Below are 17,297 nucleotides of genomic sequence, written 5' to 3'. Positions count from 1 at the left end.
TTATCTATAAAATATGGCCAGCACAGAAGATACGATCGCCGTTCGCATCAGCAAGGAACTGGCGGACCGCATCATTTCGGGCGCGATCGAGCCTGGATCGCGGCTGCGCCAGGACCATGTCGCCGAGGAATTCAACACCAGCCATGTTCCGGTGCGCGAGGCCTTCCGGCGCCTTGAGGCGCAAGGGTTGGCGATCAGCGAGCCCAGGCGCGGCGTGCGCGTCGCCTCTTTCGATCTCGGCGAGGTGAGGGAGGTGGCTGAGATGCGCGCCGCGCTAGAAGTCCTGGCGCTGCGCCATGCCGCGCCGCATCTGACGGCGTCGATCCTGGACCAGGCCGAGGAGGCGACCAAGGCCGGCGACAAGTCCCGCGACGTGCGCTCCTGGGAAGAGGCCAACCGCACCTTCCACCGGCTGATCCTGGCGCCCTGCAACATGCCGCGCCTGCTCTCCACCATCGACGACCTGCACGCGGCGAGCGCGCGCTTCCTGTTTGCGGCTTGGCGCTCCGAGTGGGAAACCCGTACCGACCAGGATCACCGCGCGATCCTGGGAGCGCTGAGGCAAGGCAACACCGAATCCGCCGCCGCGACGCTCGGCCGCCACGTGCAGTGGATCGGCCAGAAACCGGTCAAGACCGCTTCTGGCAAGACGCGCGACGCGTTCGCCATCGTGGGGTGATGTCGGCGCAATCTCCACGCGGTCCTCATTCCAGGGCGGAGCAAGGAGCGAAGCGACGCGCGCAGACCCTGGAATCCATTCCGTGACGTCGAAGCTTTGCAGCGGTGCAGAACGCCCCCTGTTCTGCGCCGCTTTTGCCATTCGGCCAAGGTCACGGAATGATCCTCGGGTCTCCGCGTCCGCTTCGCTTCCGCTCCGCCCGTGGATGACGAACCTGCGGGCTTGCCATCGTCGCGAAAATATGGATTCGATAATAGATGAAGTTCAAAAATTATCTATAATTTACTCGAACCAGGGAAGACACCGTGACCAACGCAGCCATTTCGACCCCAAAACCCTCCTTCAGCCCGTTGCGGCTGCAAAGCCGTTCGCTCGCCTGGCAGATCGGCGCCGTGATCCTCGGATCGCTGTTCCTGGCGCTGTCGTCCTATATCGAGGTGCCGATGGTGCCGGTGCCGGTGACCATGCAGACCTTCGCCGTCACGCTGGTCGGCGCGCTCTATGGCTGGCGCTTCGGGGCGCTGACCATCGCCGCCTGGCTGGTCGAAGGCGCGGCGGGATTTCCGGTGCTGGCGGGTGGGGCGGCCGGCGTTCAGCATTTCGTCGGTCCGACCGGCGGCTATCTCTTGGCCTTCCCGGTCGTCGGCGCCGTCGCCGGCTGGCTGGCCGAACGCGGCTGGAACGGCAAGCGTGTCATGCTTGCCTTCGCCGCCATGCTCATCGGCAACCTGCTTTGCCTGGTTCTCGGCACCGCTTGGCTCGCCGTCATGATCGGYGCCGAGAAGGCTGTCACGTTCGGCTTCCTGCCGTTCATCGTCGGCGGCCTGCTCAAGTCGGCGCTGGGCGCGGCGACATTGAAGCTGTTCTCGACCTATCAGGCGGCGCCGCGCGACCGCTCGCCCGCGGCCTGATGACCATCAGGTTGCGCTCCCATCATCTGCTCTGCCTGCTGACCTATGTCGRCAAGGGCTACTCGCCGGCCTTCACCGCCAATTACGACCAGGTGGTGAAGCGCCTGGGCGAGGGCGAGGCGGTGGTGATCGTTTCCGGCCCGGATGATATCTGTGCGCCGCTGATCGGCGAGCCGGAACCGCATTGCCTGCGCCAAAGCGCCGCCGAGCGGGACGGGCTCGCCGCGCGCGACGTGGGGGCTCTCCTCGGCCGGCCGATCCAGGACGGCGACCGGTTCGTGCTGGACGCCTCCAGCCTTTCAGGGATGCGAAAGGCTTTTTCCGCCGGCCTGACGCGCCAGGCATGCTCCGGCTGCGAATGGTCCGGCCTGTGCGATACGGTTGCCGCCGGCGGATTCCGCGATACCTGTCTGTAGGCATCCCGGTACCACATGTCGGCGTCCCGGACCTCCGCGCGGGATTTTTCGGTGGCGCCGCATCGTTTTTTAAGCCGGATGATTGCATTGTGATTCGCTCGGCGATTGAAGCTCGACCCCAAAAAGGCCATGCTTTGACCGGAAAAGATCGAGTCTGTGGGCGGTCCGCCAAGGGCGGGATCGCGTCTGGCTGAAAGGGATACGATGCGGCAAGGACGTGCGCGCTGGCTGACGAGGCTGGCATTTTTGGCCGGTGTGGCGCTTTGGGTGCTGCCGGTCCAGGCCAAGGAAGATGCCCAACCGCTGCAGATCACGTCTTTCTCGGGCGCCTATCTTGCGGCCCATATCGCCGAAAGCGACAACGACCTCGACGACGCGATCGCCTATTACAAGCAGGCGCTGGCCTTTGCGCCGGACGACAAGGAACTGCAGCAGAGCCTGATGCTGGCTCTCGTCGCGCAGGGCCGCTTCGAGGAATCGCTGGTCTATGCTGACAAGCTGAAGGAAGTGCCGGATGTCGAGCGCTTCTCGCGTCTGGCGCTGGCCATCGATTCCTTCCACAAGAAGGACTACGCCAAGGCGCAGTACTGGCTGAAGCTGTCGCTCGAATCCGATCTAGACCGGCTGGTGTCCGGCGTCATGGATGGCTGGGCCAAGGAAGGCGCCGRCAACGCGTCCGAGGCCATGGATTCCATCGACAAGCTCAAGGGTCCGGACTGGTTCGGCCTGTTCAAATCGTTCCACCGCGCGCTGATCGCCGATGCCGCCGGCCTGAACGACAAGGCCGATGCGATCTACGCCGCCACGCTCGCCGACACCACGGCCGGCGGCTCCTCGCCCGAAACCTGGATGCGCAATGCCCAGGCGTACGCCTCCTTCCTAGCCCGCAAGGGCGACGAGTCGAAGGCGCTGGCGGTGTTGAACCAGGCCGAAGCCTTCGCCCCCGGCAAACTCGAGATCACCACGCTGCGCGACCGCATCGCCAAGGGCGACAAGATCGAGCCGTTGGTGGCCAGCCCGGCCGACGGCGCGTCCGAAATTCTGCTCGACCTTGCCACCGCGCTCAACCGCGGCGGCGGCGAGCCTTTCGTACGGCTTTACCTGCAATACGCGCTGGCGCTGAAGCCGGACAGCGATGCGGCCCTGGTGCAGCTTGCCGCCGTCGCCGAGCAGCTCAAGGACGGCGAGGGCGCCATCGCGCTTTATCGCCGCATTCCGGCGTCCTCGCCGCTGAAGGAGCTTTCCGACCTGCAGCTCGGCCTGAACCTCGCCGATCTCGACAAGCATGACGAGGCGATCGCCCATCTCAAGGCCTATCTCGACAAGCATCCGGACGACATGCGCGCTTATCTGGCGCTTGGCGGCGTCTATGGCTCGAAGGAAGATTTCCGCTCGGCCGCCAATCTCTACGACAAGGCCGTCGAACAGTTGAAGAACCCGACCGCCGCCAATTGGAACATCTTCTACCAGCGCGGAATCGCCTATGAGCGGCTGAAGGAATGGCCGAAGGCGGAACCGAATTTCCGCAAGGCGCTGGAGCTGCAGCCCGACCAGCCGCAGGTCATGAACTATCTCGGCTATTCCTGGGTCGACATGAACATGAACCTCAAGGAAGGCCTGGCAATGATCCAGAAGGCCGTCGATCTGCGGCCGAACGACGGCTACATCGTCGATTCACTGGGCTGGGCCTATTACCGCCTCGGCCGCTTCGACGACGCCGTGCGCGAGATGGAGCGCGCCGTTTCGCTGAAGCCGGAGGATCCGGTCCTCAACGACCATCTCGGCGATGCCTACTGGCGCGTCGGCCGCAAGCTCGAGGCCACCTATCAGTGGACGCAGGCACGCGACCTGAAGCCGGATCCGGACGTGCTCGCCACCTTGCAGCAGAAGCTGCTCAAGGGCCTGCCGCCGATCGAGTCCAACACCGCGCAGGAAACCCCCAAGGTGAAGCCGGTGCCGGCGCCCGCGCCGAAAGGCTGATCCTTCGCTAGCGTTCAGGACGACGGGGCTCATCGAGCCCCGTTTTCGTTTCGGCTTGGCGTCGCGATCGTCATCCACGGGCGGAGCAAGGAGCGAAGCGACGCGCGCAGACCCGAGGATCCATGCCGTGACTTGGAAGCGTCGCCACGGTGCAGAATCCTGAGCCGTTGCACGCCTTGGCGAAGGTAACGGCATGGATTCCAGGGTCTCCGCGACGCCGCTTCGCGGCTGCTCCGCCCTGGAATGACGATCGCGATGGGCGTTTCGGCTAATCTCCAAGGCATGGCGCCTGCCAACCCAAACAGGGCCGACCGGTCAAAGCTCCGGTGCCCTAAAACATCTTGCGATAAACGACGAACCCGGGCTTCTCGCCGACCTTGTCGTAGAGCTGCATCGCCGTGTGGTTCGTCTCATGCGTCAGCCAATAGACGCGGTTGGCGCCTGCTTGCCTGGCGCGCTCATAGACGCCCTCGATCAGCGCCCGGCCGACGCCCTGGCCGCGCGCGGCTTGCGTGGTGAAGAGATCCTGCAAATAGCAGTTCGGCGCGATCGACGTCGTCGAGCGGTGGTAGAGATAGTGGACGAGGCCGAGCAGATTGCCTCCTCGCTCGGCCACCAGCGCATGCATCGGCTCGTAGGCATCGAAGAAACGCGACCATGTCATCTGCGTGATTTCGCCGGCCAGCGCCGTCGGGCCGGAGCGCCCGTAAAACGCGTTGTAGCCCTCCCATAGCGGCAGCCATTGCTCGTAATCCTGCCTCGTGACGGGTCGGACGGTGAGTGGACCGGGCATGACGGAACCTTCGCTATTAGAACTCGACGGAGCAAAGGATCACCGCCGTTCGCCGGCAATGGGCCAGCCGAGCGCAAAGCGTTCAACCTCCTCGGATGTGTGGCGCTGCCTTGACGCTTGCCGGCCCGGCAACTAGGGAAGCGTCATCCTGCGCTTTCCGAGGCCGCCGTGACCATCGACATCCCCGCCCATATGCATCCCAGCCGCTCCTTCCAGGGGCTGATTCTGACCTTGCACAATTACTGGGCGGACTATGGCTGCCTCATCCTGCAGCCCTACGACATGGAGGTCGGCGCCGGCACCTTCCATCCGGCGACCACCTTGCGCGCGCTGGGCCCCTTGCGCTGGAACGCCGCTTACGTGCAGCCGTCGCGCCGCCCGAAGGACGGCCGCTACGGCGAGAACCCGAACCGCCTGCAGCATTATTATCAGTATCAGGTGATCCTGAAGCCCAATCCGCCGAACCTGCAGGAGCTCTATCTCGGCTCGCTCGAGGCGATCGGCGTCGATCCGCTGCTGCATGATATCCGCTTCGTCGAGGACGACTGGGAGAGCCCGACGCTGGGCGCCTGGGGGCTTGGCTGGGAGTGCTGGTGCGACGGCATGGAAGTCTCGCAATTCACCTACTTCCAGCAGGTCTGCGGCATCGAATGCGCGCCGGTGGCCGGCGAACTGACTTACGGGCTGGAGCGGCTCGCCATGTATGTGCAGGGCGTCGACAATGTCTATGACCTGAACTTCAACGGCCGAGAGGGCGCCGAGAAGGTCACCTACGGCGACGTCTTCCTGCAGGCCGAGCAGGAATATTCGCGCCACAATTTCGAATTCGCCAACACCGCGATGCTGCTGAGGCACTTCGAGGACGCCGAGGCCGAGTGCAAGGCGCTGCTCGATGCTGGCACGCCGAAACCGAGCGACAATCTGCCGATGCACCGCATGGTCTTCCCGGCCTACGACCAGTGCATCAAGGCAAGCCACGTCTTCAACCTGCTCGACGCGCGCGGCGTGATCTCGGTCACCGAGCGGCAAAGCTACATCCTGCGCGTGCGCAATCTGGCCAAGGCCTGCGGCGAGGCGTTCCTGAAGACGCGGGCGGGCGGGCTGGCGGCGGCTTAAGCCGACACAGCCTTTACGACCTCGGTGGCGGCGCCGGCCGGCAACACGATCTGCGCCGTTGCGCCGTCGATCGTGCGCATGGCCTGCCTGACCCCCGGCATCGTGATCGTGCCATGCGCCTGGGCGGCGAAGCAGGCGCTGAGCGCCAGGATCTGCAGGGTTCTCGATGCCGTCTTCATCGTCGTTCAGCCAATAGGTCTCTGCCTGAGCGTTTGTCGCTTCAGCGCAGCGTTCGGTTCATGGGATGGTCTGCTCCAAGGACGACCGGCTTCGCCGCGTCCCGACAGCGGGCTGAAAAATTCCGTCAAATCGCTTGAAGGGGCGATCCGTTAGCGGGGTGACAGCGGCCGGCCGAGTTGCTATGCGCTTCTACCTCCCCCTTGATGGGGGAGGTCGCCGCGAAGCGGCGGGTGGGGGTGACTGGCGCTTCCCTATGCCAAAACTTGACCGTTTCAAGTTGCAGTCCGCGCGAAGGCTCCGCGCCTCGATGACGGATGAAGAACGGCTGCTATGGCGGCACCTGTGGCGCATCCCGGTCGAAGGGACGCATTTCCGACGACAGGCGTCAGTCGGTGTCTACTATCCAGATTTCATCTCGCATCGACTGAAATTGATTATCGAGGTGGATGGCTCCCACCACAGTGCCGATGATCAGCTGCGCCATGATGAAGTTCGAACACGATGGTTTGAAAGCCAGGGCTATCGCGTCGTCCGTTTCTGGAACCATGAGATAAAAAACGAACTAGATTCCGTGCTCGATACAATTTATGCGGCGGTGGAAGAACGCAAATTACACCTGCATTTGCGCGATGGTGCCGAAGGTATTGGCAGCTGAGAGGCCGCCACCCCGCCCCGGCGCTACGCGCCGACCCTCCCCATCAAGGGGAGGGTGGGGAGCTTAACTATGCCTGACCTGCTCTTGGAACTTCGCTCCGAGGAAATCCCCGCCCGCATGCAGCGCAAGGCTGCCGGCGACCTCAGGAAGATGCTGACCGACGGTCTGGTCGAGGCGGGTCTGACCTATGAAGCGGCGCGCGAATACTGGACGCCGCGGCGCTTGGCGCTCGACATAAGGGGCTTGACGCCGCGCTCCAAGGACATCCGCGAGGAGATCAAGGGTCCCTCGACCACGGCGCCCGAGCAGGCGGTGCAGGGTTTCCTGCGCAAGGCCGGGCTTTCGTCGATCGCCGAGGCGCATGTCCATTCCGACCCGAGGAAGGGCGACTTCTATGTCGCCCATATCTCGAAGCCGGGCCGGGCCGCCGAAGAGATCATCGCCGAGCTGGTGCCGGGCATCATCAAGAGCTTCCCGTGGCCGAAGTCGATGCGCTGGGGGCCGGCCTCGGCCAAGCCTGGCTCGCTGCGCTGGGTGCGCCCGCTGCAGTCGATCGTCTGCACCTTCGGCCCTGAGACCGAGGAGCCGGTGGTGGTCGATTTCGAGATCGACGGCATCCGCGCCGGCAACGTCACCTATGGCCATCGCTTCCACGCGCCGGGTGCCATCACCGTGCGCCGCTTCGACGACTATGTCGCGAAGCTCGAAGCGGCCAAGGTCGTGCTCGACGCCGACCGGCGCAAGGAAATCATTCTTCACGACGCTCGCAACATCGCCTTCGCCAACGGCCTCGACCTGGTCGAGGATGAAGGCCTGCTGGAGGAAGTCTCCGGCCTGGTTGAATGGCCGGTCGTGCTGATGGGCGAGTTCGAGCAGGATTTCCTCACCATTCCGGGCGAGGTCATCCGGCTGACCATCCGCGCCAACCAGAAGTGTTTCGTCACCCGGCCGCAGGGCGCGGGCGAGGACCTCTCGAACCGCTTCATCCTCGTCGCCAACATCGAGGCGAACGATGGCGGCAAGGAGATCGCCTACGGCAACGGCAAGGTGGTGCGCGCGCGCCTGTCCGATGCGCTCTATTTCTGGAAGACCGACCAGGGCGATTTGCCCGACCTCGACCAGCTTCGGGAATCGGCGGCGAAGTTCGACCTGGATCTGAAGAAGCCGCTCGACCAGCGCATGGCGCGCCTCGACCATCTCAACGTGACCTTCCACGCCAAGCTGGGCACGCAGGGCGCGCGCGTCGAGCGCATCAAGCGGCTGGCGGAAGAACTGGCGCCGGTCGTTGGCGCCGATCCCGCGCTCGTCGCCCGCGCGGCAGTGCTCGCCAAGGCCGATCTGCAGACCGAAGTGGTCGGCGAGTTCCCTGAGCTACAAGGCGCCATGGGCCGCAAATACGCGCTGCTGCAAGGCGAGCATGCATCGGTGGCCGCAGCCGCCGAGGAACACTACAAGCCGCAGGGCCCATCCGACCGTGTGCCGACCGATCCGGTCTCGGTTGYCGTCGCGCTCGCCGACAAGCTCGACACGCTGACGGGCTTCTGGGCGATCGATGAAAAGCCCACCGGCTCGAAGGACCCGTTCGCTCTGCGGCGTGCCGCGCTTGGCGTGGTCAGGATCCTCATCGAGAACCGCATTCGTCTGTCGCTGACGTCTGTTTTCGCCAAGGCTTTTGCAAACTTCAAAGGCGGCGCGGATCAGTCGTCCGACCTCCTTGCCTTCTTCCACGACCGCCTGAAAGTCTATCTGCGTGAAAGCGGTGCACGGCATGACTTGATCGATGCCGTGCTGTCAGCGGGCTCGCGCCCAATCTCCCCCCTTGTGGGGGAGATGTCGGCGAAGCCGACAGAGGGGGGCGCTGTCCCGCCGGCCCCGCGCTCTGTCGCGCCCCCCTCTGCCCTGCCGGGCATCTCCCCCACAAGGGGGGAGATCGGCCAATCGCCTAACGACGACCTGCTGCAGATCGTCCGACGCGTCGAGGCGCTGGGCTCCTTGCTCGACACCGAGGAGGGCAAGAACCTGCTCGCCGGCACCAAGCGCGCCGCCAACATCCTGGCGGCCGAGGAGAAGAAGAAAACCCTCGTCGCCGAGACTGTTCAGCCGGCGCTGTTCCGCGAGGAAGCGGAAARGAAGCTCAATGCCGCAGTGAATCAGGCCGAGAAGGAAGCCGGCCAAGCGATTCAAAACGAAGATTTTTCCGCCGCCATGCTGGCGCTTAGCGTGTTGCGCGAACCGGTTGATTCATTTTTTGAAGGCGTTCTCGTCAATGATGAGGACCAGGCCGTGCGCGCCAACCGTCTGGCGCTGCTCGCCCGCATCCGGACCGCCACCGATCAGGTCGCGGATTTTTCAAAAATCGTCGGCTGATAGCTCGAAAAATCGCAGGTTCGGCACTGCCTGCATCCGCTAGGATGCGGGCAGGCTTGAACAATTCGGCGCCCGAAATTTAATGCGCCGGAGCCGGCTTACAGTCATATGACGATGACCTCCGCATGGGAGAACCAATGCATGTCGCCCGGAAGTGTACCGCGGTTCTGGGACAACGACATGCATCAGACAAAAAACGTTCCCCAAACCACGGAGGCATGCCATGAATTCCGTTGACGATATCCACTTGATTGAAGAGACCCCCGCCGCCGCCGAGGCCATCGAAGCCGCTTCCGAAAACCTCCTCGACCATGCCGCCGCTGCAGCGGTCGAATCCGCCGATCCTTCCGAAGACGACGAGGAAGAAGGCGATGACGAGGAAGCCACGGCCTCGGCCGACGATGAGTCGGACGACGAGGAGGAAGATGACGACGAAGACGATGACGCCGACGAAGAAGCCAAAGCCTCGGGCGACGATGAGTCCGACGACGAGGATGAAGATGGCGACGACGATGAAGACGACGCCGATGAGTCCGACGATGACGACAAGGAAGAAGCGGCCTGAGCTGTCTCCTGGGTCTGAAGCATGAAGGGCGACGCGTAACGCGTCGCCCTTTTCGTCAGGCTCGTCAATCTTCCAGGAAGATTGACCCCGTCAATCTTCTATGATGCTGACCCGCACGCTGTCCGGATAGACGTCGACCTCGATCAACGGCTCGCCATTGACGATGGCGCGCCTGGTGGCGCTGCTCATGGCGCCGCCGCGTTCCAGCATGCGCTGCAGGCCGGCGCGCGAGCCGTCGCGGCGGAACCAGGGATCGCCCTGGTCGTCGCCGTCACGCCGGTGGAACTTGTGCCAGTTGGCGCGGTCCTGCCGCACCATTTGCGCCGCGCTGCTCAGCGGATAGCCGTCGCTGGCGCGGTGATCGCGGTCCGAGATCCGCGCGACGTAAGAGCCGAGCATGTCGTCGGCCCGCGCCACACTCGCGCCCAGTGTCGTCGCCGCCACCAGTGCGGCAACGGCCATTGCTTTCGAAACAGTCATGAAATCCCCCTTTTGAAACGCCAGCACCATCGTGCCCGACCCCGGTGACGGGAATCGGACAGAGTTAAGCGCCTAGCACATAGAGGCGGTATCCAGTGTGATCTACATCGCCTTGCCGACGCGCGGCAGGGGCTGGCCATTTGACGGCTGCGCCTGTGGCTGCGCGTTGGCCGTCGCGGCCGGTTTGTCGCCGGTTTTGCCGTTGCCGTTCGAAGCAGACGCCGTGCCGTTCGCGGGCGTTGCCGGCGAAGTGCCGTTTGCCGGGGCGGCCGCGGTTGCCGGTGCCGTGGGCTTGRCTGCCGCGGTCGCCGCGGGCGTCGCGAAAGCGCCGCCGACAATGCCGCCGCGAATGATCATCGGGGCCTGCTGGTGCCTGAACTTCTCGGGGATCGCCGCGACCTTTTCGTCGGTCACGGCGGGCATAGGATCGCCCAGCGCTATCATCGACGGCGTCGAGGCCGAGGACAGCTTGGCCGGCTCGATCGCATTCAGCCTGATGACCGAAGGCGTCGAGGTCGAGGGCCCGACCACGACGATAGACGAGGCATGCGCCGCGCCGCTCATCGCCAGAAGGCTGATACCGAACGATCCAAGCAAACGCATCACAACAGCTCCCAAGCCCGCAACCGCATCGAACCCGCGCCCTAAGCAGGTTCCGCAAAAGTGTCCCACGGTTTTGCGATCAGAACCTGCGAAACCCAGGGAACCTAAACAGATATTCGTGGGGTACCCCACGAATATCTGTTTAGGACCGGCAGATTGAAGCCGGCTTGCGTGGAAACTTAACATTTTAGGGATTGATAAATCGCCAATGCCTGCCCTTGCCCGATGAAGGCCGCCGTATTACGGGACCGGCATGTTCAGGACTGGTGGCGGATTTGGCTGAGATACTGGCGGCCGGCGAGGCTATGAAGCGGGCATTGGCGCTGCTCGAAGACGGCGATGTCGTCGCCATCCCGACCGAGACGGTTTACGGCTTGGCGGGCGATGCCACCAACGGCGTCGCCGTGGCGCGCATTTTCGAGGCCAAGGGCCGGCCGCGCTTCAACCCGCTGATCGCCCATGTCGCAAATCGCGCGATGGCGGACCGTATCGCCGGCTTCGATCCGCTCTCGGCAAGATTGGCCGAAGCCTTCTGGCCCGGCCCGCTGACGCTGGTGCTGCCGCAGCGCGCCGACAGCGGCATCCATCCGCTGGTCACAGCGGGGCTGGACACGATCGCGCTGCGCATGCCGCGCGGCTTCGGCGGCGAGCTGATCGCGCGGCTCGGCAGGCCGCTCGCCGCCCCCAGCGCCAATTCCTCAGGCAGGATCAGCGGCACGACGGCAGGGGCGGTCGCCGCCGATCTCGGCGACAGGATCAGGCTGGTCGTCGATGGCGGCGCGACGCCGGTCGGCCTGGAATCGACTATTCTCAAGGTCGAGAACGGCAAATTGCGGCTGTTGCGGCCCGGCGGCATCGGCGCCGAGGAGATCGAAGCGGTGGCCGGCGCGAAATTGTCGCGCGGCGCTTCCGGCATCGAGGCGCCGGGCATGCTCGCCTCGCATTACGCGCCGGGCGCCGCGATGCGGCTCAATGTCGGGGACGTTGCCGAAGGCGAGGCGTTGCTTGCCTTCGGCCGCAATCGCGCCGAGGGCTGGGAACGGGCCGTTGCATTGCGCAACCTCTCCGAGACAGGCGACTTGCGCGAAGCAGCCAGCAACCTCTTTGCCGCCATGCAGGCGCTCGACCGTGTCGGCGCCGCGACCATCGCCGTCGAGCCGATCCCGTTCGAGGGCCTGGGCGAGGCGATCAACGACCGGCTTGCCCGCGCCGCCGCCCCCCGTGACAAGACCGCTTGAGCCTATCTCTTTGTTTTGATGCAATTCCGGGCGGAACCGCTTCGCACTTTTCCTGGAATTGCTCTAGGTTCTGACCCATGAATGATCAGCCCTTCGACCTCGATCCCGCCGTCATCGACCGCTTCGTCGCGATCGTCGGCGACAAATATGCGTTGCGCGACCAGGCCGACATCGCGCCTTACATCACCGAGCGGCGCGGCCTCTGGCACGGCCGGACATCGCTGGTGTTGCGCCCCGGCAGCGTCGAGGAGGTGAGCCGCATCATGCGGCTTGCGACCGAGACCGGCACGCCGATCGTGCCGCAGAGCGGCAACACCGGGCTTGTCGGCGCCCAGGTGCCGGACAAATCCGGTCGCGACATCGTGCTGTCGCTGTCGCGGCTGAACCGCATCCGCGAGATCGATGTCTTGTCGAACACGGTGACCGCCGAGGCCGGCGTCATCCTGCAGACGCTGCAGGAAGCGGCCGACGCCGCCGGCCGGCTGTTTCCGCTGTCGCTCGCCGCCCAAGGCTCCTGCCAGATCGGTGGCAATCTTTCCTCCAATGCCGGCGGCACCGGTGTGCTTGCCTATGGCAATGCGCGCGAGCTCTGCCTGGGTGTCGAGGTGGTGCTGCCGACCGGCGAGGTGTTCGACGATTTGCGTAAGCTGAAGAAGGACAACACCGGCTACGACCTCAAGAACCTGTTCGTCGGCGCCGAGGGCACGCTCGGCATCATCACTGCCGCGGTGCTGAAACTGTTCCCGAAGCCGAAGGGCAGGGAGGTCGCCTTTGCCGGCCTGCCGTCGTCCCCCAAGGACGCGCTGTCGCTGTTCACCCTGGCGATGGACAGGGCCGGCGCCTCGCTTACCGCTTTCGAGCTGATCGCCAAGAGGCCTTACGACTTCACGCTCAAGCATGGGCAAGGCATCACGCGGCCGCTGGCCGACGACTGGCCGTGGTATGTGCTGATGCAGGTCTCCTCAGGCCGTTCCGAGGAGGACGGCAAGGCACTGATCGAGGAGGTTCTTTCGGCTGGCCTCGAGCAAGGCATCGTCGGCGACGCGGTGGTGTCGGCAAGCCTTGCCCAGGGCGACGCCTTCTGGAATTTCCGCGAGACGCTGCCCGAATGCCAGAAGCCGGAAGGCGCCTCGATCAAGCACGACATCTCGGTGCCGATCGCCTCGATCCCCGAGTTCATCGAAAAGGCGGCTGGCGCGGTGGAAGGCGTCTGCCCCGGCGCCCGCGTCGTCTGTTTCGGCCACATGGGGGACGGCAATCTCCACTACAACATCTCGCGCCCGGTGGACTGGCAGGACGAGGCGTTCCTCGACCTCTACCACCCCATGAACAAGGCCGTGCACGATGTCGTGCGCTCTTTCCACGGCTCGATCTCGGCCGAGCACGGCATCGGCCAGCTGAAGCGCGACGAACTGATCGCCACGGCGCCGCCGATGGCGATCGACCTGATGCGCCGCGTGAAGACGGCCTTCGACCCGGCCGGCGTCATGAATCCCGGTAAGGTTATCTGATCCTCACCACATCTGGTGGCCGGTCGCATTCCGATAACCATCCCCGAGATCAGCAAAATTTAACCGACTTTCTTAAGCGCGCCGGTAAGAAGCGAGCGCTAATATTTCTTCCCATAACGAGGCCGGAAAAACCGGCCCTGAGAGAACCGGAAAAACGGCCCTCAGGACTAACAGGGAAGACATCGATGAACACTGGACTGAAGCCAGTCTGGGCCGGTCGCAACATGCGTCTCGACCCGTTTCGCCTGCCGCAGATGGTGAGCTATGCCACGCGCGACGATTATGGCGATGTGACCTTCACCATCGACCAGCGCGGCGCGGTCATCCGCCGGGTGCTGGAGATGAGCGGCGTGCCGGCGATCATCGCGCTGCCCCCCAATGCGTTCCGCGGCGTCGCCGCCCGCGCCATGGAGGATCCGGACGGCAACGTCACGGTGACGCTGGAACTCCTGCACAATGATCCGATGCTGTCGGTGCCGCTTCTGGTCGCCGACGACCTCGACGACGTCGCCGCCGACTGGCGCGCCTGGGCCGACGCCTATCGCCTGCCGATGCTGCTGATCGAGGCCGACGGCATCGCCCGCACGCTGGAAGAATCGCTCGGCGCCGCCATCAAGGCGCTGCCGCCGCAGGAGCGCCGCAAGGGCCGCGTCTCCACCACGCGCCGCCCGCGCTTCCTCGCCCGCCGCAAGGCCGGCAATCTGGGCTTGCGGCTGGTTATCGACGGCCAGGAGATTATCGCAAGGGAGTAGGTTTCTTCTCCCCGTTCTACGGGGAGAAGTGCCGGCAGGGCGATGAGGGGCAGCACCGGCCTGGGTGTTTGGCCACCTCACAAACCGACGACATTTTGCCGCTGCAAATTGCCTCAAGGCTGGCGCCGCCCCTCATCCGGCTGCCGCCACCTTCTCCCCGTAGAACGGGGAGAAGGGAGAACTACACCAGCGGCTTCAGCCAAATCCACACCGACCCGCCGATCAGGCCGAGGAAGATCAGCCAGCCGACCTGGTTGTTCGACTTGAACAGTTTCAGGCACTGGTCCGGATTGTTGATGTCGAGCCGGATGATCTGGCGCGCCATATGCGCGCCGGCGGCGATCAGCCCGGCCAGCGACACCACGGGCGCCTGCGCCGAAGCGAAGGCGATGGCGAAGCAGATCAGCGCGCCGCCATAGAGCCCGGTGAGCCACATCTTGGTGTTGTCGCCGAACAGCCGCGCCGTCGAGCGCACGCCGACGATGGCATCGTCTTCCTTGTCCTGATGCGCGTAGATCGTGTCGTAGCCGATCACCCACAGGATCGAGCCGATATAGAGCATGATCGCCGGGTCATCGATGTCGCCGAACTCGACCGCCCAGCCCATCAGCGCGCCCCAGGAGAAGGCGAGCCCAAGCACGAATTGCGGCCAGTTGGTGATGCGCTTCATGAAGGGATAGACCGCGACGATCGCGAGCGAGGCGATGCCGAGCGGAATGGCGAAGCTGTTGAACTGCAACAGCACGGCAAGACCGATGAGCGCCTGGATGATGACGAACGCCCAGGCTTGGCGGCGCGTCACCTTGCCGGCGGGCAGCGGCCGCGAGCGGGTGCGCTCGACCTGGTTGTCGATGTCCTCATCGGCAAGGTCGTTATAGGTGCAGCCGGCGCCGCGCATGGCGACGGCGCCGATGAAGAACAAAAGCAGATACCAGGGCGCCGGCAGCAACGTCAGCAGCGGGTCGGTCGGGCGCGGATAGGCGCCGGCGGCAAGTGCCGCCGACCACCAGCAGGGCCACAACAGCAATTGCCAGCCGATCGGCCGGTCCCAGCGCGCCAGCTGCGCATAAGGCCACAGCCAGCGCGGCAACACCCGGTAGACCCAATGGCCGCTCGGCGCGTCGGCGACGCGGCCCTGGATCGCTTTCGACTGGACGGTTTCCATCACGTTGAAGTGACAGTCGCAAGTGACGCCGTCAAGCGGCCGCGGTGTCGCTTACGCGGTGAAAACATCGTGACCGGCAAACCATGCCCTGGCGACGTCGATGAAGGCCGCGGCCGCCTTCGACAGGCGCTGGCGGGTGTCATGGGTCAGGATGATGCGCTGCATCGGCAGCGCGTCGGAGAGCGGTTTGCAGACCAGCGGCAGTCCGTCATAGCTGCGGTCGCCATAGGGCCTCGTATAGCTGACCGCGACGCCGAAGCCGTTGGCGACCATGGAGCGCTGCAATTCGAACGAGCTCGTCGCCGTCCGCGCGATCGGYGACAGGCCGCGGCTGAGGAAGAGGTCCAGCATGTGCTGCCAGCTGTGCGGCTGGTCGGTGGTGATCAGCGGATGCTGGGCGAGCTCGGCCAGGCTGACGGCATGCTTGTCCGCAAGCTCATGGCCGGCCGCCAGAAGCGCATGCGGCCGCAACTCGTGCAGCAGGATGCGCTTGAAATGGCCTGGAAGGCCGAGATCGTAGGTGAGGCCGAGATCGACGGCGCTGTCGGCGAGCCGCCGCCCCAGCGTCTCGAAGGTCTCGTCGCCGATGACGACCGTGACGGCGGGGCAGCGCTCGGCGAAGGTGCGCATCAGCGCCGGCGCGAAATAGGGCGCCAGGTCCTCGAAGCAGCCGAGCACCAGCTCGCCGCCGATATCCGCCTCGCGCGTACCGAGCGCCGCCAGCTCGTCCGCCTCGCCCAGCACCTGCCTTGCCTTGGCGACGGCCTTGCGGCCGAAGGACGTCAGCGCAACGCCGCTTCCGCGCTGGCGCACGAACAGTTTCTGGCCAAGCGCGTCCTCGACATTGTCGATCGCCACCGAGATCGACGGCTGCGACACGTTCAGCGCCTGGGCCGCCGCGGTCACGCTGCCATAGCGGGCCACGGCGACGACATAGCGCAACTGGGTGAGGGTCAGTCTCATAGGTCAAAACTATAAATTACATGACAAGTTATTATTTTACGATGTCCGACGCTTGCGATAGTCGCTTGCCAAATGCAAGGAGAACGCGCCATGGCCAGCCCAAAGATCGATGCCGAGACGATTGCCGATTACCAGCGCGACGGCGCGGTCTGCATCCGCGGCGCCTTCAAGGACTGGGTCGACGTGATCGCCGCCGGCATCGAGCGCAATATGCAGAACCGCAGCGCCACGGCCTCCGACATCGCCGGCGGCAAGGGCAGCTTCTTCGACGATTACTGCAACTGGGAACGCATCCCGGAATTCGTCAGGATCGTCAGGGAATCGCCGGCCGCCGAGCTTGCGGCGGCGGTCATGCAATCGCGCAGCGCCCAATTCTTTCACGACCACGTCCTAGTGAAGGAGCCCGGCACGCAGAAGCCGACGCCCTGGCATCAGGACATTCCCTATTACTTCGTCGACGGTAGCCAGACGGTGAGCTTCTGGATCCCGATCGATCCGGTGAAGGAGGCGACGCTGAGGCTGATCGCCGGCTCCCACAAATGGGAAAAGATGGTCCTGCCGGTGCGCTGGCTGAACGACGCCAACTTTTACGCCGACGAGGGCGACTATTTGCCGGTGCCCGATCCCGACAACGACCCGTCGATGAAGGTGCTCGAATGGGAGATGGAGCCGGGAGACGCCATCCTGTTCGATTTCCGCACCGCCCACGGCGCGCGCGGCAACCTGACCGCGGCACGGCGCCGGGCGCTGTCGCTGCGCTGGGTCGGCGACGACGCGCATTATGTCGAACGCCCCGGCCGCACCTCGCCGCCCTATCCCGGCCACGACATGAAGCCTGGCCAGAAACTGCGCGAGGACTGGTTCCCCGTTATCTATCAGAGCTGAGTCGTTTTCCCGCCCGGTCAGGACGCGTGACTTGCCTA

Annotated in this window: 18 protein-coding genes; 12 read left to right on the top strand and 6 right to left on the bottom strand. The window is 64.7% G+C overall.

The genetic code is table 11. The annotated features are described in order from the left end of the window. Window positions 1-13 precede the first annotated feature (13 nt). From LCM4577_RS25855 to LCM4577_RS25840, 4 genes are all read left to right on the top strand, one after another. Window positions 14-679: a GntR family transcriptional regulator gene (locus tag LCM4577_RS25855; RefSeq protein WP_040991015.1), complete on the top strand. Its 666-nt coding sequence runs from the start codon at window positions 14-16 to the stop codon at window positions 677-679. A gap of 305 nt (window positions 680-984) precedes the next feature. Continuing rightward, entirely contained in the window at window positions 985-1,590 is a 606-nt protein-coding gene (locus LCM4577_RS25850; protein WP_071074064.1) for a biotin transporter BioY, read from the top strand. Continuing rightward, window positions 1,590-2,006, top strand: a complete 417-nt coding sequence (locus LCM4577_RS25845; protein WP_071074063.1) for a DUF1284 domain-containing protein — start codon at window positions 1,590-1,592, stop codon at window positions 2,004-2,006. The genes LCM4577_RS25850 and LCM4577_RS25845 overlap by 1 nt, the downstream gene beginning before the upstream one ends. Before the next feature lie 204 nt (window positions 2,007-2,210). Beyond that, complete coding sequence (locus LCM4577_RS25840; RefSeq protein ID WP_071074062.1) at window positions 2,211-3,986, top strand: tetratricopeptide repeat protein; 1,776 nt, start codon at window positions 2,211-2,213, stop codon at window positions 3,984-3,986. 331 nt (window positions 3,987-4,317) lie between these two features. Here LCM4577_RS25840 and LCM4577_RS25835 read toward each other — a convergent pair whose 3' ends face one another. Further along, window positions 4,318-4,779, bottom strand: a complete 462-nt coding sequence (locus LCM4577_RS25835; RefSeq protein ID WP_041005046.1) for a GNAT family N-acetyltransferase — start codon at window positions 4,777-4,779, stop codon at window positions 4,318-4,320. Between the two features lie 192 nt (window positions 4,780-4,971). On the opposite strand from LCM4577_RS25835, the gene LCM4577_RS25830 reads away from it, so the two are divergent. Beyond that, on the top strand, window positions 4,972-5,895 hold the full coding sequence (locus LCM4577_RS25830; protein ID WP_189341644.1) for a glycine--tRNA ligase subunit alpha: 924 nt from the start codon (window positions 4,972-4,974) through the stop codon (window positions 5,893-5,895). On the opposite strand, the gene LCM4577_RS25825 is transcribed toward LCM4577_RS25830, so the two are convergent. Beyond that, the gene (locus LCM4577_RS25825; RefSeq protein ID WP_071035464.1) at window positions 5,892-6,074 is read right to left on the bottom strand and encodes a hypothetical protein; all 183 of its coding nucleotides are present in this window, start codon (window positions 6,072-6,074) and stop codon (window positions 5,892-5,894) included. The genes LCM4577_RS25830 and LCM4577_RS25825 overlap by 4 nt on opposite strands. A gap of 182 nt (window positions 6,075-6,256) precedes the next feature. On the opposite strand from LCM4577_RS25825, the gene LCM4577_RS25820 reads away from it, so the two are divergent. The 3 genes from LCM4577_RS25820 to LCM4577_RS25810 all read left to right on the top strand — a co-directional run bounded on the left by LCM4577_RS25820 (window position 6,257) and on the right by LCM4577_RS25810 (window position 9,662). Next, entirely contained in the window at window positions 6,257-6,730 is a 474-nt protein-coding gene (locus tag LCM4577_RS25820; protein WP_244508435.1) for an endonuclease domain-containing protein, read from the top strand. A gap of 69 nt (window positions 6,731-6,799) precedes the next feature. Next, window positions 6,800-9,097, top strand: coding sequence for a glycine--tRNA ligase subunit beta (gene glyS / locus LCM4577_RS25815; RefSeq protein WP_071074061.1), 2,298 nt, complete (start codon window positions 6,800-6,802; stop codon window positions 9,095-9,097). A gap of 223 nt (window positions 9,098-9,320) precedes the next feature. Continuing rightward, complete coding sequence (locus LCM4577_RS25810) at window positions 9,321-9,662, top strand: hypothetical protein (protein ID WP_041006098.1); 342 nt, start codon at window positions 9,321-9,323, stop codon at window positions 9,660-9,662. 90 nt (window positions 9,663-9,752) lie between these two features. On the opposite strand, the gene LCM4577_RS25805 is transcribed toward LCM4577_RS25810, so the two are convergent. Further along, window positions 9,753-10,142 (bottom strand): hypothetical protein, encoded by a 390-nt coding sequence (locus LCM4577_RS25805; protein WP_041006114.1) that lies wholly within the window; start codon window positions 10,140-10,142, stop codon window positions 9,753-9,755. A gap of 102 nt (window positions 10,143-10,244) precedes the next feature. Next, on the bottom strand, window positions 10,245-10,745 hold the full coding sequence (locus LCM4577_RS25800) for a hypothetical protein (protein WP_071074060.1): 501 nt from the start codon (window positions 10,743-10,745) through the stop codon (window positions 10,245-10,247). A gap of 275 nt (window positions 10,746-11,020) precedes the next feature. On the opposite strand from LCM4577_RS25800, the gene LCM4577_RS25795 reads away from it, so the two are divergent. From LCM4577_RS25795 to LCM4577_RS25785, 3 genes are all read left to right on the top strand, one after another. After that, window positions 11,021-11,983: an L-threonylcarbamoyladenylate synthase gene (locus LCM4577_RS25795; RefSeq protein ID WP_071074169.1), complete on the top strand. Its 963-nt coding sequence runs from the start codon at window positions 11,021-11,023 to the stop codon at window positions 11,981-11,983. A gap of 77 nt (window positions 11,984-12,060) precedes the next feature. After that, entirely contained in the window at window positions 12,061-13,494 is a 1,434-nt protein-coding gene (locus tag LCM4577_RS25790) for an FAD-binding oxidoreductase (RefSeq protein WP_071074059.1), read from the top strand. A 185-nt stretch (window positions 13,495-13,679) separates the two neighbouring features. Then, on the top strand, window positions 13,680-14,246 hold the full coding sequence (locus LCM4577_RS25785) for a DUF6101 family protein (protein WP_071074058.1): 567 nt from the start codon (window positions 13,680-13,682) through the stop codon (window positions 14,244-14,246). Window positions 14,247-14,427: 181 nt separating this feature from the next. Here LCM4577_RS25785 and ubiA read toward each other — a convergent pair whose 3' ends face one another. Together ubiA and LCM4577_RS25775 are read right to left on the bottom strand one after the other, a co-directional pair. Further along, window positions 14,428-15,411 carry a 4-hydroxybenzoate octaprenyltransferase gene (gene ubiA / locus LCM4577_RS25780; protein WP_071074057.1) on the bottom strand — a complete coding sequence of 328 codons (984 nt, stop codon included), beginning with the start codon at window positions 15,409-15,411 and terminating at the stop codon, window positions 14,428-14,430. Between the two features lie 51 nt (window positions 15,412-15,462). After that, window positions 15,463-16,374 carry a LysR family transcriptional regulator gene (locus LCM4577_RS25775; RefSeq protein WP_071035469.1) on the bottom strand — a complete coding sequence of 304 codons (912 nt, stop codon included), beginning with the start codon at window positions 16,372-16,374 and terminating at the stop codon, window positions 15,463-15,465. Between the two features lie 90 nt (window positions 16,375-16,464). On the opposite strand from LCM4577_RS25775, the gene LCM4577_RS25770 reads away from it, so the two are divergent. After that, a complete protein-coding gene (locus tag LCM4577_RS25770) occupies window positions 16,465-17,259 on the top strand; it encodes a phytanoyl-CoA dioxygenase family protein (protein WP_071035470.1) in 795 nt (264 codons plus the stop codon). Window positions 17,260-17,297: the final 38 nt, after the last annotated feature.

Source organism: Mesorhizobium sp. LCM 4577 (genome assembly GCF_001854795.2).
In the GTDB taxonomy this organism is placed as follows: domain Bacteria; phylum Pseudomonadota; class Alphaproteobacteria; order Rhizobiales; family Rhizobiaceae; genus Mesorhizobium; species Mesorhizobium plurifarium.
Note: the sequence above shows the minus strand (reverse complement) of the source record. Positions and strands in the feature narration are given on the sequence as shown.

Excerpts from the sequence above, each read along its gene's own strand:
- LCM4577_RS25855 (WP_040991015.1), top strand. The coding sequence starts at position 14 with ATGGCCAGCACAGAAGATACGATCGCCGTTCGCATCAGCAAGGAACTG.
- LCM4577_RS25790 (WP_071074059.1), top strand. The coding sequence starts at position 12,061 with ATGAATGATCAGCCCTTCGACCTCGATCCCGCCGTCATCGACCGCTTC.
- LCM4577_RS25785 (WP_071074058.1), top strand. The coding sequence starts at position 13,680 with ATGAACACTGGACTGAAGCCAGTCTGGGCCGGTCGCAACATGCGTCTC.
- LCM4577_RS25820 (WP_244508435.1), top strand. The coding sequence starts at position 6,257 with ATGCGCTTCTACCTCCCCCTTGATGGGGGAGGTCGCCGCGAAGCGGCG.
- LCM4577_RS25830 (WP_189341644.1), top strand. The coding sequence starts at position 4,972 with ATGCATCCCAGCCGCTCCTTCCAGGGGCTGATTCTGACCTTGCACAAT.
- LCM4577_RS25810 (WP_041006098.1), top strand. The coding sequence starts at position 9,321 with ATGAATTCCGTTGACGATATCCACTTGATTGAAGAGACCCCCGCCGCC.
- LCM4577_RS25770 (WP_071035470.1), top strand. The coding sequence starts at position 16,465 with ATGGCCAGCCCAAAGATCGATGCCGAGACGATTGCCGATTACCAGCGC.
- LCM4577_RS25835 (WP_041005046.1), bottom strand. The coding sequence starts at position 4,779 with ATGCCCGGTCCACTCACCGTCCGACCCGTCACGAGGCAGGATTACGAG.
- LCM4577_RS25805 (WP_041006114.1), bottom strand. The coding sequence starts at position 10,142 with ATGACTGTTTCGAAAGCAATGGCCGTTGCCGCACTGGTGGCGGCGACG.
- ubiA (WP_071074057.1), bottom strand. The coding sequence starts at position 15,411 with ATGGAAACCGTCCAGTCGAAAGCGATCCAGGGCCGCGTCGCCGACGCG.
- LCM4577_RS25825 (WP_071035464.1), bottom strand. The coding sequence starts at position 6,074 with ATGAAGACGGCATCGAGAACCCTGCAGATCCTGGCGCTCAGCGCCTGC.